The following is a 15,156-nucleotide window of genomic DNA, read 5'->3' as shown; positions in this document are numbered from 1 at the left end:
ATGCCGTGCTCAGAACTCGGACTTGAACTGCGGCGGCTGCCGACGCCAGTGCCCATTTGGCATGGACGGGTACACCAAGATGCCTGGAGCGCTGCCGCGCGCAGCATCGCGGATACAGGTGGGCGCCTAGTCTCGGTCTGGGGCGTCGATCGCAGTGCGTCCGGGGAAATGATGACGGTGTGTGCCGCATATGCCATCCCCGAAGGGCTGGTCTGGCTTGAACTTCGGCTGGAAGATGCTACGCAAAGATTCCCCGACCTGGCAGATGCGTTCCCTTGCGCGGAGCGCATGCAACGCGCCGTCGCAGACCTGTCAGGCATTCGCGCCGAAGGCCACCGCGACGATCGTCCCTGGCTTGACCACCGGGTGTGGTCAGCCGGACCACCGCCCCTTCAACCAACTGCTCTGTCCCAGCGAGCCGCCGGGGGCGCGCTTCCCGCCGACTACCCCTTTGTGCGCGTCGACGGTGACGGAGTACATGAGATTGCAGTCGGACCCGTACATGCCGGCATCATCGAACCCGGCCACTTTCGCTTTTCCGTGGTGGGCGAGAAAGTGCTCAGGCTCGAGCAGCACCTCGGGTACACGCACAAGGGTATCGAGCGTCGATTCACGGAGCTGATGCCGCTTGAGGGCCATCGCCTCGCGGGACGCATCTCTGGCGACACGACGGTGGCCTATGCCTGGGCCTACTGCATGGCGCTCGAATCGGCCTGGGGTTGCGAGATTCCGGAGCGCGCCAGTTGGCTGCGTGCGCTGATGCTCGAACGAGAGCGCGTCGCCAACCATTTGGGCGACCTTGGTGCTCTGGCCAATGACGCGGCGCTCACCTTCGGCCTGGCACAGTTCTCTCGCTTGCGCGAAGACTGGTTGCGCCTGTCCAGAGAGATCTTCGGTCATCGCCTGATGATGGATGCCGTCATGCCAGGCGGGGTGGCTGTCGATCTGACGCCAACCATGCAGGAGCGCCTGCGGTCGCAGTGCGATGCGGTCGAGCAAGAGGTGCGCGCGCTCGGACGTGTGTACGACGAGCATGCGGGCCTGCAGGACCGTTTTGTCGGAGCCGGGCGGGTAACGCCCCAGTTGGCGGCCCAACTCGGCCTCACGGGTCTGGCAGGGCGCGCCAGCGGACAAGCGGCAGATCTGCGCTGCGACTTCCCATGCTCGCCCTACGATCGGCTGGAAGTCGTCATCGCGACGCACCAGGATGGCGATGTCGCGGCGCGCGTGGCAGTACGGTTCGATGAGGTGTTCGAGTCGTTGCGGCTCATCCGTGTCATTTGCACCGGCATGCCGGGCGGCGCCGCTCAGATCGAAGTGCAGCCCCGGACTTCGGCATCGCTGGGGGCGGGCTGGGTCGAAGGATGGCGGGGCGAGGTTTTTGTTGCGCTGGAGATCGGGGGAAATGGTCGCATCGTGCGATGCCATTGCCATGATCCATCCTGGCAGAACTGGCCGGTGCTCGAACACGCCATCATCGGCAACATCGTTCCAGACTTCCCGCTGATCAACAAATCCTTCAACCTGAGCTACTCGGGGCACGACCTCTGATGTGGCACATCCTCAAACAGATCGTACGCACCGGCATCGTCACCGAGCCGGCGCCCCAGGTTGACGATGGTGAGTACGCCGCGGTAGATCGCATTCATCGCGACATGCTCGCCATCCTTGGTCAGGCGCTGACGATCCGTGCAGTCGATGCCGGCTCATGCAATGGCTGCGAACTTGAGATTCACGCACTCAACAATCCTTACTACAACATCGAAGGACTCGGCATCAAGTTCGTCGCCAGTCCGCGTCACGCCGACATGCTGCTGGTGACTGGGCCGGTGTCGCGCAACATGGAAGAAGCGTTACGGCGCACGTACGATGCCGTACCGGAACCGAAGCTGGTGGTCGCCGTTGGCGATTGCGGCTGTACCGGCGGCATCTTTGGCGAGAGCTATGCCAGCTGCGGCAGAGTATCGAACGTGATTCCCGTCGACGTGGTGGTGCCCGGCTGCCCCCCACCTCCGGTCGACATCCTGCGCGGGGTTCTCAGTGCGGTGAGGCGACGACAGTCAAATTCTGGTTAGTAGCAGCCGTCCTTACCATCCGGCGGCAGGAGATTGCCTCTTCAGGAGAAGCGCTGTCTCTCGCCACTTGAAGCAGAACAATTCATGCCTTAGGATGAGAGGCCTTTCGCACTACATATGGAGGTGCTCATGCCCATGGGACTTCTGAACGATCTTGCGATCCGAGACCTGCCGTGCAGGTTACTCAGTGCCGTTGAAATTGACAAACTGGCGGTTCTGCGAACGGAAGAGTTGGTGGCGGCGTTCATTCCGTCGTCTAGGCGACTGCCCACCGGTGAGCGCGTCTACGAACCAGCGATAGCAACGGCCGTTACGGCAAAGGGGCGCAAGGCGCTGGGAATGTAATGCCGGCAGACCTCGCCGAGCAGTGAGGACGGCAGCTCGCCTCCCGCACGCGGCGAGGCGCCTACAGCCGAAGAAGTTCGCCGGGCTTCAATTCGGGCAAAGTGCCGCGACCTTCTCGCCACGCCATGACTGCCTCGGCGTATTGCTCGCTGCAATCCCGTAAGGGGCGGTACTTCTCGGCTCTGGCCTCATCATCCAATTCCGCGAACAGCCAGACGGAGCCGCCAGCCGTGCTGCATTCCTTGGCGAGGCGGCGAAGCCCCTCGTCCCGCTCCGGCCCTGTAGGCAGGGTGTAGATGGATCTGTCAAGTTGCACGCAGTCCAGCGCGGCAAACAGGTGCTCGATGTGCTGGGAGACAGATGCCTTTCCCTCAGGGCGCTGAACGATCAGAAGCATAAGACGCGATAAATTGGTATTTGGGCAATCAATACGATGCGGAGACTTCATTTTTTTCGGAGCATCGGTTCGGAGCTGTCGCTGACGAAGCGACGTGTACAACACCATCCGCTGCCCTCTCTTGATCCAGATCAATAAAGCTGGCGGGTACTGTCGCTCGTGATTTGTGCTTGACCATTTCTCGCGTGTACATAGTCTGACGACCAAGCTCCCCGTGCACTCATCAGCGAGACCGGGGTGAGCGAGTCGAACCGCACTCAGCGGATTTCACGGCAGGTGGTTCGATGCATGCCGGCACCCTGGCTGGCGCCTTGATCCGCAGTTGCTTGTTGACGTTCTTGCGCCCGTACACAACCTCAATGTCAGACTGCGACACGCCAAACTCGCCTGCCAGGAAGCGAACCATGTGGTCTGTCGCTCGCCCCACGCGCGGAGCGGCTGTCACGCTGACCTTCAATTGATTGCCCTTGACTTTCCCGATAGCATCTTTCGACGCGCCGGGCGTTCCCAGGATATTGAGGACCAGCACATCCTCTTCCCATCTGTAGAACGAGTTCATCTTCAAGCGTCGATTGCGCGCCGTTTCAGGTGCCGCGGCTGTCGTTGAAAGCGTCACAGGTGTGCTACCCAACGGTGACCCTTGTGCACAGCAAGTCGGCCTCTACTGCCAGTTCTGCGCTCACGAAGCCGCTTCCCCTGAACTTGAAGACCTCGGCCCTCCTGCGTACCAACTGCACGTCCATCACCAATTGATCGCCAGGTTCGACCGGCCTCCTGAACCGAGCGGCGTCGATTCCCCCGAAGTAGTACACCTTCGTGTCGTCAGGTGTCTCGTCAAAGGTCTCGAATGCGAGCAGCGCGGCCGTCTGCGCCAGGGCTTCAAGCAAAAGTACACCGGGCATCACCGGGCGATGCGGGAAATGACCTTGGAACGGTGCTTCATTGATCGTGACGTTCTTCAGCGCCTTGATCCGATGCCCTTTCTCCAACTTCACCACGCGATCCACCAAGAGGAATGGGTAGCGGTGAGGAAGCCTCTTGAGAATGTCGTAGATATCCAGTTCCACACAAGCTCCTCAAAGAAGGGGAATACGGGCGAGCCTGCGGAGGTTGCTACGTGGGTTCATCCGACGCAGAGGAGAGCCCCCGCGGGCGCTGAATTTTGCTCGCCCTGTGCAGCTACGTTGGCGGCCGCTCGACTCACTCCGCGCACGCCTCGCCACGGCGTGCCGAACCGCCGCGTCCTCGGCATGTCATTTACGGGAATCGAAGTCACAAGCATCGCCTTTGGGTGCCACAGCACACGCCCGGATGACAGTCGAAGGCCATCCTCGGGAGTCAAACATGATAATGAAATGATAATTGCAATTATATACAATGAAAACTATATTTGCGCCACCCCTTGGAGCCGAGTGTTCTTCACGTCTGTCCACCGCACATGCGCGCGCATATTCCTCGAGCACTCGTCCAATTGCTCTTTTCCCGAAAGACGGATCGCCAGCTGGCAGGCACCCTCGCGTTTCTGAGCGGGGCGATCAACGTGGGCGGATTTCTCGCAGTGCAGCGGTACACATCCAACATGACCGGGACTGTGTCCACCATTTCCGACGACCTGGCATCGGGCCATCTCGACTGGGCGCTCGCCAGCGTCGCATTGCTCGCCATGTTCATGTTTGGGGCGGCCGCGACAGGTGCACTGATCGCTCGGGCGCGTCGCTTGCATCTTCATTGGGAGCTTGCGCACCCACTTTTGCTGGAAGCTACTCTGCTTTTGCTGTTCGGTTTGCTCGGCGGCTGTCGCGACTTTCTGGGCGAATGGTTTGTTCCGTCTGCCACGTTGCTTCTGTGTTTTGGCATGGGACTTCAGAACGCGATCGTCAGCAATATTTCGAGGACCGAGATTCGGACAACACACATGACGAGCGTCCTCACCGATCTCGGTGTCGAACTCGGCCGATGGATTCACGGCAACCCAGCGAGAGGAGCCCACAGCCAGGATGCTGCAAGGACCGATTTCAGGAAGCTGGCGCTTTACGCAACGATCCTTGCCCTGTTCGTGGCAGGCAGCGTCATTGGCGCCATTGCGTTCACAACCGTCGGCTTTGTGACGACGCTCCCCTTTGCCGCGGTGCTCATCGTATTGGCTATGCCTTCGATGCTGCAAGACCTCTGGTCCATGGAGGACGATTCGCGAGGGGATGTGCCGTGACAGCTGTTGGGGGATTAGATCCCGCATCCAATCGACACATCAAGCTTCTGCGTTATCAGCCCCGGGCTGGAGGGGCGAGCCGTCCTTTCGGCGCGATCTGGAAACAGGGCAACCAGATCCGATGGATATCGCCGCTCATGGGAGAGCAGGACGATGCGGTGGACGCGAAGCTCTTTGTCGACTGGTTCCCGGAGGCTACATGCGACCTTGACCAGTTTGCAGCCGCCGTAGCTTGGCTGCAGTTGGTTTGCAGCCAGGCGCGCGAGCTACCGGACGTTGCGCAAGCTTGCAGAACCGAAGAAGCCCTTGGCTTGAGTTGCATCCGATACGCGGGTCCGAAAGACGGTGCGGACCTCGCCGCTCTGCTGGACGGAGGCAGTCAGGCTCGGTTACCGGATACCGAAATGCTTCGGGCCATCGTGACCCTGACCCTGAAGCACCTCGTCCAAGAGCACCCCGTATTGAAGGACCTTGCCCTCGAAGTGATCGCCGAGGGCTCTGCCGAATGCGCGCGAATGGCTCTCCCTGATGGCAGGCTCGTACGGATCTACCTTGATCGCGAAACCAGAGCGGGCCAAGTAATCCCGCAATTGCTCGCGGAGAGTGACCGGCTTTTTCGCCGGCGGCTGGATTCGGAGGTTTCTTTTTTCGTGTTCGCCCAACTCAAGAGTGCCCTGCCTCTCAGGCTCTCTGCCAATGTGCTCGCAACCGGCATGCGGCTGCCGCATATCGCCAATGGATTGGTTCGTCTCGTTTGGTCTACGCCTCTGTCGTCATGAGCCCGATCAACAGATTCCGGGCACCGTTGCCCTCTCGCGACTGGCCGCGACGCCGGCCCCTCAAATCCCCTGGACAGAAACGTCATGACTCGCCTCGCTGATCTATTTCGAATTGCCGCCCTCGAGTACCACGAGTTTCCCGTTCCCGGCAAGATCGCCATCGCAGCGACCAAGCAGATGGTCAACCAGCGCGACCTGTCGCTGGCCTACTCGCCCGGCGTGGCCGCGCCCTGCGAGGAAATCGTCAAGGACCCGGCCAACGCCTTCAAGTACACGTCGCGCGGCAACCTGGTCGGCGTGATCAGCAACGGCACCGCGGTGCTGGGCCTGGGCGACATCGGCCCGCTGGCTTCCAAGCCGGTCATGGAAGGCAAGGGCGTTCTCTTCAAGAAGTTTGCCGGTGTCGACGTGTTCGACATCGAGATCGACGAGAAGGATCCGGTCAAGCTGGTCGAGATCATTGCCGCGCTGGAACCGACTTTCGGTGCCATCAACCTCGAAGATATCAAGGCCCCGGACTGCTTCTACGTCGAGCGCGAGCTGCGCAAGCGCATGAAGATCCCGGTGTTCCACGACGACCAGCACGGCACGGCCATCACGGTGGCGGCCGCCATGCTCAACGGCCTGAAGGTGGCGGGCAAGAACATCGCCGAAGTGAAGCTGGTGACCTCGGGCGCGGGCGCCGCGGCGCTGGCCTGCCTGAACCTGCTGCTCAAGGTGGGCCTGAAGCGCGAGAACGTGTTCGTCACCGACCTGGCCGGCGTGGTCTACGAAGGCCGCGAAGAGCTGATGGACGACGACAAGCGCCAGTACATGCAGAAAACCGACCTGCGCAAGCTGTCGGAAGTGATCGTGGGTGCCGACGTGTTCCTGGGCCTGTCGGCCGGCGGCGTGCTCAAGCCCGAGATGGTGGCAAAGATGGCGGCCAAGCCGGTGATCTTCGCGCTGGCCAACCCGAACCCCGAGATCGCCCCTGAAGACGCCCATGCGGTGCGCTCCGACGTGATCATGGCCACGGGCCGCACCGACTACCCGAACCAGGTCAACAACGTCCTGTGCTTCCCGTACATCTTCCGCGGCGCGCTCGATTGCGGCGCGACCACGATCACCGACGAGATGGAAATCGCCGCGGTGCGCGCCATTGCCGAGTTGGCGCAAGCCGAGCAGAGCGAGCGCGTGGCAGCCGCCTACGTCGGTGAAAAGCTGTCCTTCGGACCGGAGTACCTGGTCCCAAAGCCGTTTGATCCGCGTCTCATGATCAAAATCGCGATGGCCGTGGCCCAAGCCGCCGCCGATAGCGGCGTTGCCAGCCGTCCGATCAAGGACATGGACGCCTACCGCGACAAGCTGCAGAGCTTTGTCTACGCCTCGGGCACGACGATGAAGCCTATCTTCGACGCGGCCAAGCGGGCGAGCAAGAAGCGCGTGGCCTACTGCGAAGGCGAGGAAGAACGCGTGCTGCGCGCCGCGCAGATCGTGGTCGACGAAGGCATCGCGCGCCCGACGCTGATCGGCCGCCCGGCCGTCATCGCGCAGCGCATCGAGAAGTTCGGTCTCCGCCTGAAGGAAGAGCTGGACTACGACATCGTCAACGTCGAGCAGGACCACCGCTACCGCGACTTCTGGCAGACCTACCACCGCATGACCGAGCGCAAGGGCCAGACGGTGCAAACCGCCAAGATCGAGATGCGCCGCCGCCTCACGCTGATCGGCGCGATGCTGCTGCACAAGGACGAGGTCGACGGCATGCTCTGTGGTACCTGGGGCAACACCGCGTTGCACCTGCATTACATCGATCAGGTAATTGGCAAGCATCCAGGCGCATCTACTTACGCCTGCATGAACGGCCTGCTACTGCCCGACCGCCAGGTGTTCCTGGTCGACACGCACGTCAACTACGACCCCTCGCCCGAGGAACTGGCCGAGATCACGAGCATGGCGGCCGAGGAAATGATGCGTTTCGGCCTGAAGCCGAAGGCCGCGCTGCTGTCGCACTCCAACTTCGGCACCAGCAACGAGCCCAGCGCCATCAAGATGCGCAAGACGCTCGACCTGCTGCGCGTGCAGGCGCCCTGGCTCGAAGTCGACGGCGAAATGCAAGGCGACATTGCGCTTGACGGGGCCCAGCGTGCCACTGCGATGCCACGCAGTGTGCTGGCGGGCGACGCCAACCTGCTGGTGTTCCCCAATATTGACGCGGCCAACATTTCATACAGCTTGATGAAAACAGCCTCCAGTGGCGGCATCACCATCGGTCCCATCCTGCTGGGGGCGGCACGACCTATTCATATCCTGACGCCGTCCGCAACGGTGCGCGGGATCTTCAACATGACAGCCTTGACTACCGCCGAGATCAATAGCGCGAAGTAGCCTTCGCCTGATTCAAATACCGCATCTCACAATTTCCATTTTCTCTGAATCCTCGATGCCAGATCGCCTTGAATGCCGTAAGCACCCGCGCCCCTTCGTAGACAAATCGCTGAGCTCGAAGACGCTGCATTTTTCGATTTGCGACGTTCAAAGCAGAATGCTGATCGATCGGCCGAACGACCTCATGCTGGCATACACGCGGCTCATGATGGGATTTCTGCTGTTCTCCCCCAATCCCCGCCACATCGCAATGGTCGGATTGGGTGGTGGATCGCTGGCGAAATTCTGCTACCGACATCTGCCCGATACGCGCATTCAGGTGCTAGAGATCAACCCCTACGTGATAGCACTGCGAAACGAGTTCGCAGTGCCTCGGGACGATCACCGATTCAACGTCCGAAAAGAGGATGCCGCTGACTATGTTCGTACAGCCCCGTATCGCTTCGATGCGATCATGGCCGATGGATTCGATGCCAATGGCGTGCCGCCGAATTTGTCCTCGCAGTCCTTCTATGACAACTGCCATGAACGGCTGGAGCCCAGTGGAGTTCTGGTGGCGAACCTCCATGCTAGCCACGAGCACTTTCCGACGCACCTCGAACGAATAGGGCGAAGCTTCGCTGGCCACGTCATTACCGTTGATGACCTTGAGTGCAACAACGTCATTGTTTTTGCCTTTAAGGAAGCACCGCCGCTGAAGCTGCTTCTTAGCAATCTGAAGCACTGCGCATCGACGTTGGCACCCGAAGCGTGGCGCCAACTTGAGCCCAGTTTCGTCAGGATCAAGAAAGTCGGACGGCTGCATCGTGAGTCAGGCTTGAAAGCGATCACATGAGATTTGATTCGATCATTCAGATGATCTGGGACAGCAACTGCGTCATGTGCAGCGTGCTTGCTCGATGGTCCACTCAACATCGAAATTCATGGATGAGATGTGGTTGGCGGCCATCGGTGCAAACGTAGTCATGGCTGGGGATCTTCAATCCAAGCGCTTGGGCAACAATGACTGGCTGATACGCACGTACATGACCTGGGACACCGCTGAGCAGTGCTTTACGGGCCGTGTTGAAATTTTCCTGGCAGGTATCTTCAGATGCCGGGTCACCTTGCCCAAGGGTTTCCTCGAGGCCGACGCCGCGACCGCCTCACTTCACCAAAGAGCGGAGGACTTCATCGCCGATTGGTCACACCGCGAACACAGCGCCGAGACGGAATTCAGCGAGTTCTAAGCCGCGTCCAGCATCCCGGCCCTGCTACACATGCACGATTGTCTTCAACGACCCAAAGAAAGCTTGTGATTTTCATCTCAAGCGGCGCTCTTCAGTGAGGCATCCTCTTGCCAACCGCAAGACCTCCCAAGATCCGCGGCTGATAACTCAACGTTGAGCGGACTGTGACTTTGCCTGTTTAAGGTATTGCATCAACCACCTTCGCATGATGGCCCGCCGTTCGCCCCCTGGGGCGGCCGCGAGGAAGGTTTCCGCATCCGCTTGAGCCAGCGGCTCAAAGCGCATCATCGAGGTTGCCAATGAATAGCCACCCAGCCAAAACGCACCACAATGGGTGCATGCGTTGATCGATATCTCATACGACTCGATGCGCCCCAAATATCCCTCAACGGAATCGCGTACGGGAGTCCCGCAACAGGTCCATTCAGGAGCCATTTGATCCGGCAAGGGCCGAACTGCGCGGCCCCACTCAGCGAACCGGGACCAGAGGCCGGTTGCCGTGCCTCCATCGGCATTTGAGGCGCCAAGGTCTCGATTTTCAGGACGAAGATGGAGAGAAGACATCCCAGATGCTCTTGAGACAATGAATTTCCTGATGAGCCTTGGATCAAGCCTAGGGCGAGGAGCTTATCGCACCACACGTAAAAGCGTAAGGACGGAATGAAGAGCACCGAGCCCACACGCCACGGCCGCAGACATGCAAATAACCGGCGCGACCTGACGCTCCATATGCAACGTCGTGATCCGTATCAGCATGGCCTTCATCGGCGACCGGATTGCTTCAACGTCGGCGCCCAGTGCTTATCACGGTTCGGCCAAGTGGAATTCTTTGGCGAACGCATTGATCGGGATCGCTGGCATCATGTCGGTGATGGTTGCCACCTTCACCTGAGGTTGAAAACGACATGCCAAGATTCGCCCTTCGAATTCCCTTGAGGACGAAATCCTTGCTTCTGGCCCTCGCTGCCGGGTTGTTTGCAATCACCGTCAGCGCTCAGCCAGCGACAACGCTGCACATTGCCACGGAATACCCGGCCACCTCGATGCCTGGTCTCGGCATTTCATCCTTCGCGGAGCGGGTTTCGCAGAAGACGAGCGGTAAGTTGGTGTTCCAAACCAGCTTCGATGCCACCGCTGGATTCAAGTCCGCCGACATGGTGGATGCTGTCCAGGCGCGCAAGATCGACGCAGCCGACGCCTTTGCTGGCGGTGTGGCGAACAAGTACCCCCTGTTTGCCGTGTCGTCGCTGCCGTTCCTGGCCGATTCGCTGCCACGCGCGGAAGCGCTTCTCAAGGCTGCACGCCCCGCTTACGAGCGGTTCCTTCAGGCGCACGGGCAAAAGCTGCTGTACACCACGCCGTGGCCCGCGTCGGGAATCTGGTCCTTGAAATCGGTCACGTCGCTCGATGGACTGCGGGCGCTTCGCATCCGCACTTACGATGACATGTCGCAGGCTATCCTCACCGCGGCGGGCGCCCGAGCATCCAACATCTCGTTCGCCGATGCGATGGCACGCATTGCCGCCGGCGATATCGACGCGGTACTCTCCTCCGGCGATGGCGGCGCCGGCCGAAAACTCTGGCAATACCTGCCGGCGTTCACGGAGATCAACTACGCCATGCCGATTTCAATCACGACGATCAACCTGACAGCCTATGAAAGCCTGGACGCTACCGGTAGAACGGCTGTCGACCAAGCAGCAGCCGAAACTGAGGCAGCGCAGTGGCAGCGCATTCGCAGCCGCATGGAAGACAACTATAGGATCATGCGCAGCAATGGCGTCATGATTGAAGTGAATGTGCCGTCAACGGTCACAGGTGCACTGAGAGCGGCGTCGGCTGGCGCCGTCAGGCAATGGCAAGAGAAAGTGGGACCGGACGCCGATGACATCCTGAAGCGGTTTGGTCGCAACTAGTCGTGTGCGGCAGCGGGGTGTACTTCAAACGATCTAAACGCTTCTGTCGCGCCCGCATAACGCGACAACCCAGCCCGCTGCGCTTCCCAGCACGATCATCTTAATCAAGACGCCCGTGAAATAAGCCATCCGCCAAGCGAGTTCTCGTGAGCGATGCCCTTCTTCCGGAACGACCGATAGCCACGATTGGTACCGAAGGGCTCGATCTCCTTTCGAAGTCAGGAGCAGTCAGCGAGCCGATGCGCTATTCTGTGTCATGCAGTGACGTAGGAGTGAAATGACCCGGCAAACCTCCAGCCAAGCTGAATTTGGCCCAGATCAGCTTCCGGCATACGAGCTATGCGACGAGCGATCGTTGGAATGAAGTCCAATTCGATTGAGTGAATCTGGTCGAACAACGAAGGTTGGCTTCTCATGTGCACGCCGCTGGCAATCACTTTGCTCCGTACCGTGGCCCTGACAAGTCGGAGGTGCTCTGCCAGAGAGGCCAGATCCCAGTCGAAGCGGTGAAGCAGGATCACATAGGCTGAAGCCTGCGAATAGCTGTGCCGGATCAGGGTGAGCGTGTACCCGATGGCGCGCGCGAGCTCCGACTTGGCAGACGCCTGTGCGAGCATCCCTCGCAACCAGGCGAACAACTCTTCGAGCAGCGGCCCGGCTCGCGCCTGCCGCTCCCGGCATCGTTCGGCCGGCGGGCGCCCGCGGATGTCGGCTTCGATCGCATACAGCGCACCGATGCGCCTGAGCGCTTGTTCTGCAATCGAACCCGGCGCTCGACCCTGGCTCTCGTGCAGATCCCAGAACGGCCTGCGCGCATGCGCCCAGCACGAAGCCTCGATGACGTTGCCGTTTGCATAGAGCTTGGCGAAGCCGGCATATGCGTCGGCCTGCAACACGCCCTTGAAGTTCTTCAGGTGCGCCTGGGGGTGTTCGCCTTTGCGGTCAGGCGAGTAACGCAACCATGCCGCCGGTGCGTCGGTGCTCGCCGATGCGCGATCGTCACGTACGTAGACCCACAGCCGCCCCGTCTTGGTCCGGCCACGCCCGGGCGAGAGCACCGCCACCGGCGTGTCGTCGGCGTGCAGCTTGGAGCCTGCCAGCACGTAGCGCCCGAGCGCTGCAACCAGCGGGTCCAGCAGCTTCTCGCTCTGGCCGACCCAGCCAGCCATCGTGGAGCGTTCGATCGGGACGCCCTCGCGGGCATAGATGCGGCTCTGGCGGTACAGCGGTTGGTGGTCGCAATACTTGGCCGCCAGCACGTGGGCCAGCAGCCCAGGGCCGGCCACGCCGCGGGCAATGGGCCGGCTCGGTGCTGGCGCCTGGAAGATCGACTCGCACGCCATGCAGGCGAGCTTGGGGCGCACGTGGCGGATCACCTTGAAGCGCGAGGGCACGTACTCCAGTTGTTCCGAGACGTCCTGGCCAATCTGGCGCAGCCGGCCGCCACAGGCGCTGCAGCCGCAGGCCTGGCCAGCGGCGTCGTGCCGTGCATCCGACGCCTCGGGCCGGTACACATGGTTCTCTCGAGGCAAGTGCGCGGGCAGGCTGCGATCGAAGCCTTCGCTGTTGGCCGCTTGCGCCTTTGGCGTCTGCGCGACCGGCGCAAGCTCGTGCATCGGCAAGTCTGCGATCAACGCGAGCTGCGGGTCGTCCAGTTGTTCGCTGGAGGCACCGAAGCGGGCTCGGACCTGGCGCAGCAACTGCACCTTGAGCTTGTCGACGAGCAGCTTGAGCAGAACGACTTCGGCATCACGCGCCTGCACGACACGCAACAGCGAGTCGACGGTGTGGGGCGCGTTGGCGGTGTTCGGCACGCCCTCTACTATGCCATCGGACCTGCCCGGAGTTGACCGGGACCCGTGCGTTCAGAAGACGAGTTCTTGAGCGCGGTTCAAGCCGCGAGCGCGGGCTGGTCGGTGCGAGTCGGCATGCGCCAGTCGATGCCTTCGAGCAGCATCGACAGCTGTGCCGACGTGAGTGAGACCTTGCCGCCTTGCGCCTGCGGCCAGACAAAGCGGCCGCGCTCCAGGCGCTTGGCCAGCAGCAGCAATCCCTGGCCATCGAACCACAGCACCTTGAGCATGTCGCCGCGTCGGCCGCGGAAGACAAAGACGTGACCGCAGAAGGGGTTGGCCTGCAGCGCCGTCTGCACCATCGCCGACAGGCCATTGAATCCCTTCCTCATGTCGGTATGACCGGCGACGATCCACACACGGGTGCTCGACGCAAGGCCGATCACGCCAGCGCCTTGAGCGTCTGCAGGACATGGCGCACGCTGGCTTCGTCGACAGCACCGCGAAGTCGGACCCGCGCACCGCCGACATCGATCTCGATAATCCCGGCAGGTTGGCGAGGCGCCGCCGCCGTGGGTGAAGGGCGTGCCCCGACCGGCGCAGCTTCAATAGTGACGGGCAGCAGCATCGGCGAGGGAGCCGCTGGCGCTGGTGTGAGGGGCCGCTCTTGCGCACTTAGGTGCATCCGGCGCCACGCGAACAGCAGGTTCGAGTTGACGCCGGCCTCCAGCGCGACGGCTGCTACCGACGCACCGGGAACCAGGCTGCGCGCGACCAGTTCGCGCTTGAACATCGGGCTGTGCTCGCGCCGACGGCGCTTGCTCGGAGTGTCTTGATCGTTCATTGATGTGCATTAGCAGTTCTTGATGCACACGACCGCCGTGCGCACCGAACGACCAATCGTAAGCAGCCAGCGAAGTCATGTTGACGAAGCGGTTAGATGCGTCCTTGCTTGTGGAGATCGTCCTGTCGCCGTAGTTCAAAATCTATGTATGGACGCTTTTGCCATCGACCCGACAAAGGTACAGGACATCTCGAGTCGCCTACTCGATGACCGCGGGCGCCTCCGTATTACTTCCGCTCGCACGCTCGAGGGGACAACCGCCCAAGAACGGCTGCTTTTTGGCGTACGCCAAGGCGTTTACAGCTTCCCGACCGATGAGCTCTGTGACTTCCTGCGATCTCGCATCGAAGGCAGGGTCGCCATCGAGATTGGCGCTGGGCACGGCCTCCTCGCTGAGGCACTGTCCATTCCTGCCACTGATAACCGTCAGCAAGAGGATCCGGAGCTCAAGGCCTACTATGCGCAGATCGGTCAGCCGACGGTCCCCTACGGCAAAAACGTAGAGAAGCTGGATGCGGTCGCAGCCATCGAAAAGTACCGGCCCAATGTCGTCATTGCGTGCTGGGTCACGCATCGTTTTGACTCAGAGCGACCGTACGCCGGAGGCAGCGTGACTGGTGTCGACGAAGCATCACTCATCGAATCGTGTGACGAGTACATCTTCATAGGCAACGAGCATGTGCACGCGCAAAAACCCATTTGGGAAATGCCGCATGAGAAGTTGACCCCGTGGTGGCTCTACTCACGTGCGGTCAATGGCAGCCGCGAATTTATTGCTACTTGGCGTCGATCCCAAATCTTCGGGCGCGCAGGAGTAAGCAGCAAGGCAACAGATGCTTGAGGCGGCTGGAGACCGGCGTCGTCAGGTCAATGGCGCCCAGCGATGCGGCAGCAATACGCCGATGTCGCGCGCCGGGTGCGTCGGCAAACGCGCGAGGACGTCCCTGATGTACGCGTAAGGGTCGTGCCCGTTGAGCTTGGCCGACTGGATCAGACTCATGATGGCCGCAGCGCGCTGGCCCGCCATCAGCGTACCGGCGAACAGCCAGTTCTTGCGGTTATGCGAAGCTTCGCATAACAGAAATAAGGCGAAGTGCGCTTTTATGCGAAGTGTTCCTCTGTCGCCAGTCTCCTTGCCCTCGACTGCGGGCGCGACGCGCAGCCGGGATACTTCGCATAGTCACAGCGATCGTAGGAAC

Annotated in this window: 16 protein-coding genes and 2 pseudogenes; 11 read left to right on the top strand and 7 right to left on the bottom strand. The window is 61.1% G+C overall.

What is annotated here, in order from left to right; genetic code table 11:
- The 3 genes from ACSFCA_RS30685 (at position 1) to ACSFCA_RS30675 (ending at position 2,420) form a co-directional block, all read left to right on the top strand.
- A complete protein-coding gene (locus ACSFCA_RS30685; protein ID WP_435462182.1) occupies positions 1–1,551 on the top strand; it encodes a hydrogenase large subunit in 1,551 nt (516 codons plus the stop codon).
- Complete coding sequence (locus tag ACSFCA_RS30680) at positions 1,551–2,075, top strand: NADH-quinone oxidoreductase subunit B family protein (RefSeq protein WP_435462183.1); 525 nt, start codon at positions 1,551–1,553, stop codon at positions 2,073–2,075. The genes ACSFCA_RS30685 and ACSFCA_RS30680 overlap by 1 nt, the downstream gene beginning before the upstream one ends.
- A gap of 129 nt (positions 2,076–2,204) precedes the next feature.
- Positions 2,205–2,420 carry a hypothetical protein gene (locus tag ACSFCA_RS30675; RefSeq protein ID WP_435462184.1) on the top strand — a complete coding sequence of 72 codons (216 nt, stop codon included), beginning with the start codon at positions 2,205–2,207 and terminating at the stop codon, positions 2,418–2,420.
- A 61-nt stretch (positions 2,421–2,481) separates the two neighbouring features.
- On the opposite strand, the gene ACSFCA_RS30670 is transcribed toward ACSFCA_RS30675, so the two are convergent.
- The 3 genes from ACSFCA_RS30670 to fabZ form a co-directional block, all read right to left on the bottom strand.
- On the bottom strand, positions 2,482–2,925 hold the full coding sequence (locus tag ACSFCA_RS30670; protein WP_435462185.1) for a hypothetical protein: 444 nt from the start codon (positions 2,923–2,925) through the stop codon (positions 2,482–2,484).
- Positions 2,926–3,040: 115 nt separating this feature from the next.
- Positions 3,041–3,376 carry a DUF167 domain-containing protein gene (locus ACSFCA_RS30665; RefSeq protein WP_435462186.1) on the bottom strand — a complete coding sequence of 112 codons (336 nt, stop codon included), beginning with the start codon at positions 3,374–3,376 and terminating at the stop codon, positions 3,041–3,043.
- 64 nt (positions 3,377–3,440) lie between these two features.
- Complete coding sequence (gene fabZ / locus ACSFCA_RS30660; protein WP_435462199.1) at positions 3,441–3,878, bottom strand: 3-hydroxyacyl-ACP dehydratase FabZ; 438 nt, start codon at positions 3,876–3,878, stop codon at positions 3,441–3,443.
- A gap of 377 nt (positions 3,879–4,255) precedes the next feature.
- Here fabZ and ACSFCA_RS30655 point away from each other — a divergent pair, with 377 nt between their 5' ends.
- From ACSFCA_RS30655 to ACSFCA_RS30625, 7 genes are all read left to right on the top strand, one after another.
- On the top strand, positions 4,256–5,026 hold the full coding sequence (locus ACSFCA_RS30655) for a YoaK family protein (protein WP_435462187.1): 771 nt from the start codon (positions 4,256–4,258) through the stop codon (positions 5,024–5,026).
- Positions 5,027–5,163: 137 nt separating this feature from the next.
- Entirely contained in the window at positions 5,164–5,805 is a 642-nt protein-coding gene (locus tag ACSFCA_RS30650; RefSeq protein ID WP_435462188.1) for a hypothetical protein, read from the top strand.
- 84 nt (positions 5,806–5,889) lie between these two features.
- On the top strand, positions 5,890–8,175 hold the full coding sequence (locus tag ACSFCA_RS30645; RefSeq protein WP_435462189.1) for an NADP-dependent malic enzyme: 2,286 nt from the start codon (positions 5,890–5,892) through the stop codon (positions 8,173–8,175).
- 55 nt (positions 8,176–8,230) lie between these two features.
- Positions 8,231–9,010 carry a fused MFS/spermidine synthase gene (locus ACSFCA_RS30640; RefSeq protein ID WP_435462190.1) on the top strand — a complete coding sequence of 260 codons (780 nt, stop codon included), beginning with the start codon at positions 8,231–8,233 and terminating at the stop codon, positions 9,008–9,010.
- Positions 9,011–9,098: 88 nt separating this feature from the next.
- Entirely contained in the window at positions 9,099–9,404 is a 306-nt protein-coding gene (locus ACSFCA_RS30635; RefSeq protein WP_435462191.1) for a hypothetical protein, read from the top strand.
- Positions 9,405–10,143: 739 nt separating this feature from the next.
- Entirely contained in the window at positions 10,144–10,296 is a 153-nt protein-coding gene (locus ACSFCA_RS30630) for a hypothetical protein (protein ID WP_435477462.1), read from the top strand.
- Positions 10,297–10,351: 55 nt separating this feature from the next.
- Complete coding sequence (locus ACSFCA_RS30625) at positions 10,352–11,320, top strand: TRAP transporter substrate-binding protein (RefSeq protein ID WP_435462193.1); 969 nt, start codon at positions 10,352–10,354, stop codon at positions 11,318–11,320.
- 560 nt (positions 11,321–11,880) lie between these two features.
- On the opposite strand, the pseudogene tnpC reads toward ACSFCA_RS30625, so the two are convergent.
- The 3 genes and pseudogenes from tnpC to tnpA all read right to left on the bottom strand — a co-directional run.
- Positions 11,881–13,134: pseudogene (tnpC, locus tag ACSFCA_RS30620) on the bottom strand (IS66 family transposase); the annotation flags it as partial.
- A gap of 77 nt (positions 13,135–13,211) precedes the next feature.
- Positions 13,212–13,532, bottom strand: coding sequence for an IS66 family insertion sequence element accessory protein TnpB (tnpB, locus tag ACSFCA_RS30615; protein ID WP_435477463.1), 321 nt, complete (start codon positions 13,530–13,532; stop codon positions 13,212–13,214).
- Between the two features lie 23 nt (positions 13,533–13,555).
- On the bottom strand, positions 13,556–13,957 hold the full coding sequence (tnpA, locus tag ACSFCA_RS30610; protein ID WP_435462195.1) for an IS66-like element accessory protein TnpA: 402 nt from the start codon (positions 13,955–13,957) through the stop codon (positions 13,556–13,558).
- A gap of 148 nt (positions 13,958–14,105) precedes the next feature.
- On the opposite strand from tnpA, the gene ACSFCA_RS30605 reads away from it, so the two are divergent.
- Positions 14,106–14,798, top strand: a complete 693-nt coding sequence (locus ACSFCA_RS30605) for a hypothetical protein (RefSeq protein WP_307695897.1) — start codon at positions 14,106–14,108, stop codon at positions 14,796–14,798.
- Between the two features lie 21 nt (positions 14,799–14,819).
- On the opposite strand, the pseudogene ACSFCA_RS30600 reads toward ACSFCA_RS30605, so the two are convergent.
- Positions 14,820–15,014: pseudogene (locus tag ACSFCA_RS30600) on the bottom strand (transposase domain-containing protein); the annotation flags it as partial.
- Positions 15,015–15,156: the final 142 nt, after the last annotated feature.

Origin of the sequence: Variovorax multivorans (assembly GCF_051216835.1) — a bacterium.
In the GTDB taxonomy this organism is placed as follows: Bacteria; Pseudomonadota; Gammaproteobacteria; order Burkholderiales; family Burkholderiaceae_C; genus Variovorax.
Note: the sequence above shows the minus strand (reverse complement) of the source record. Positions and strands in the feature narration are given on the sequence as shown.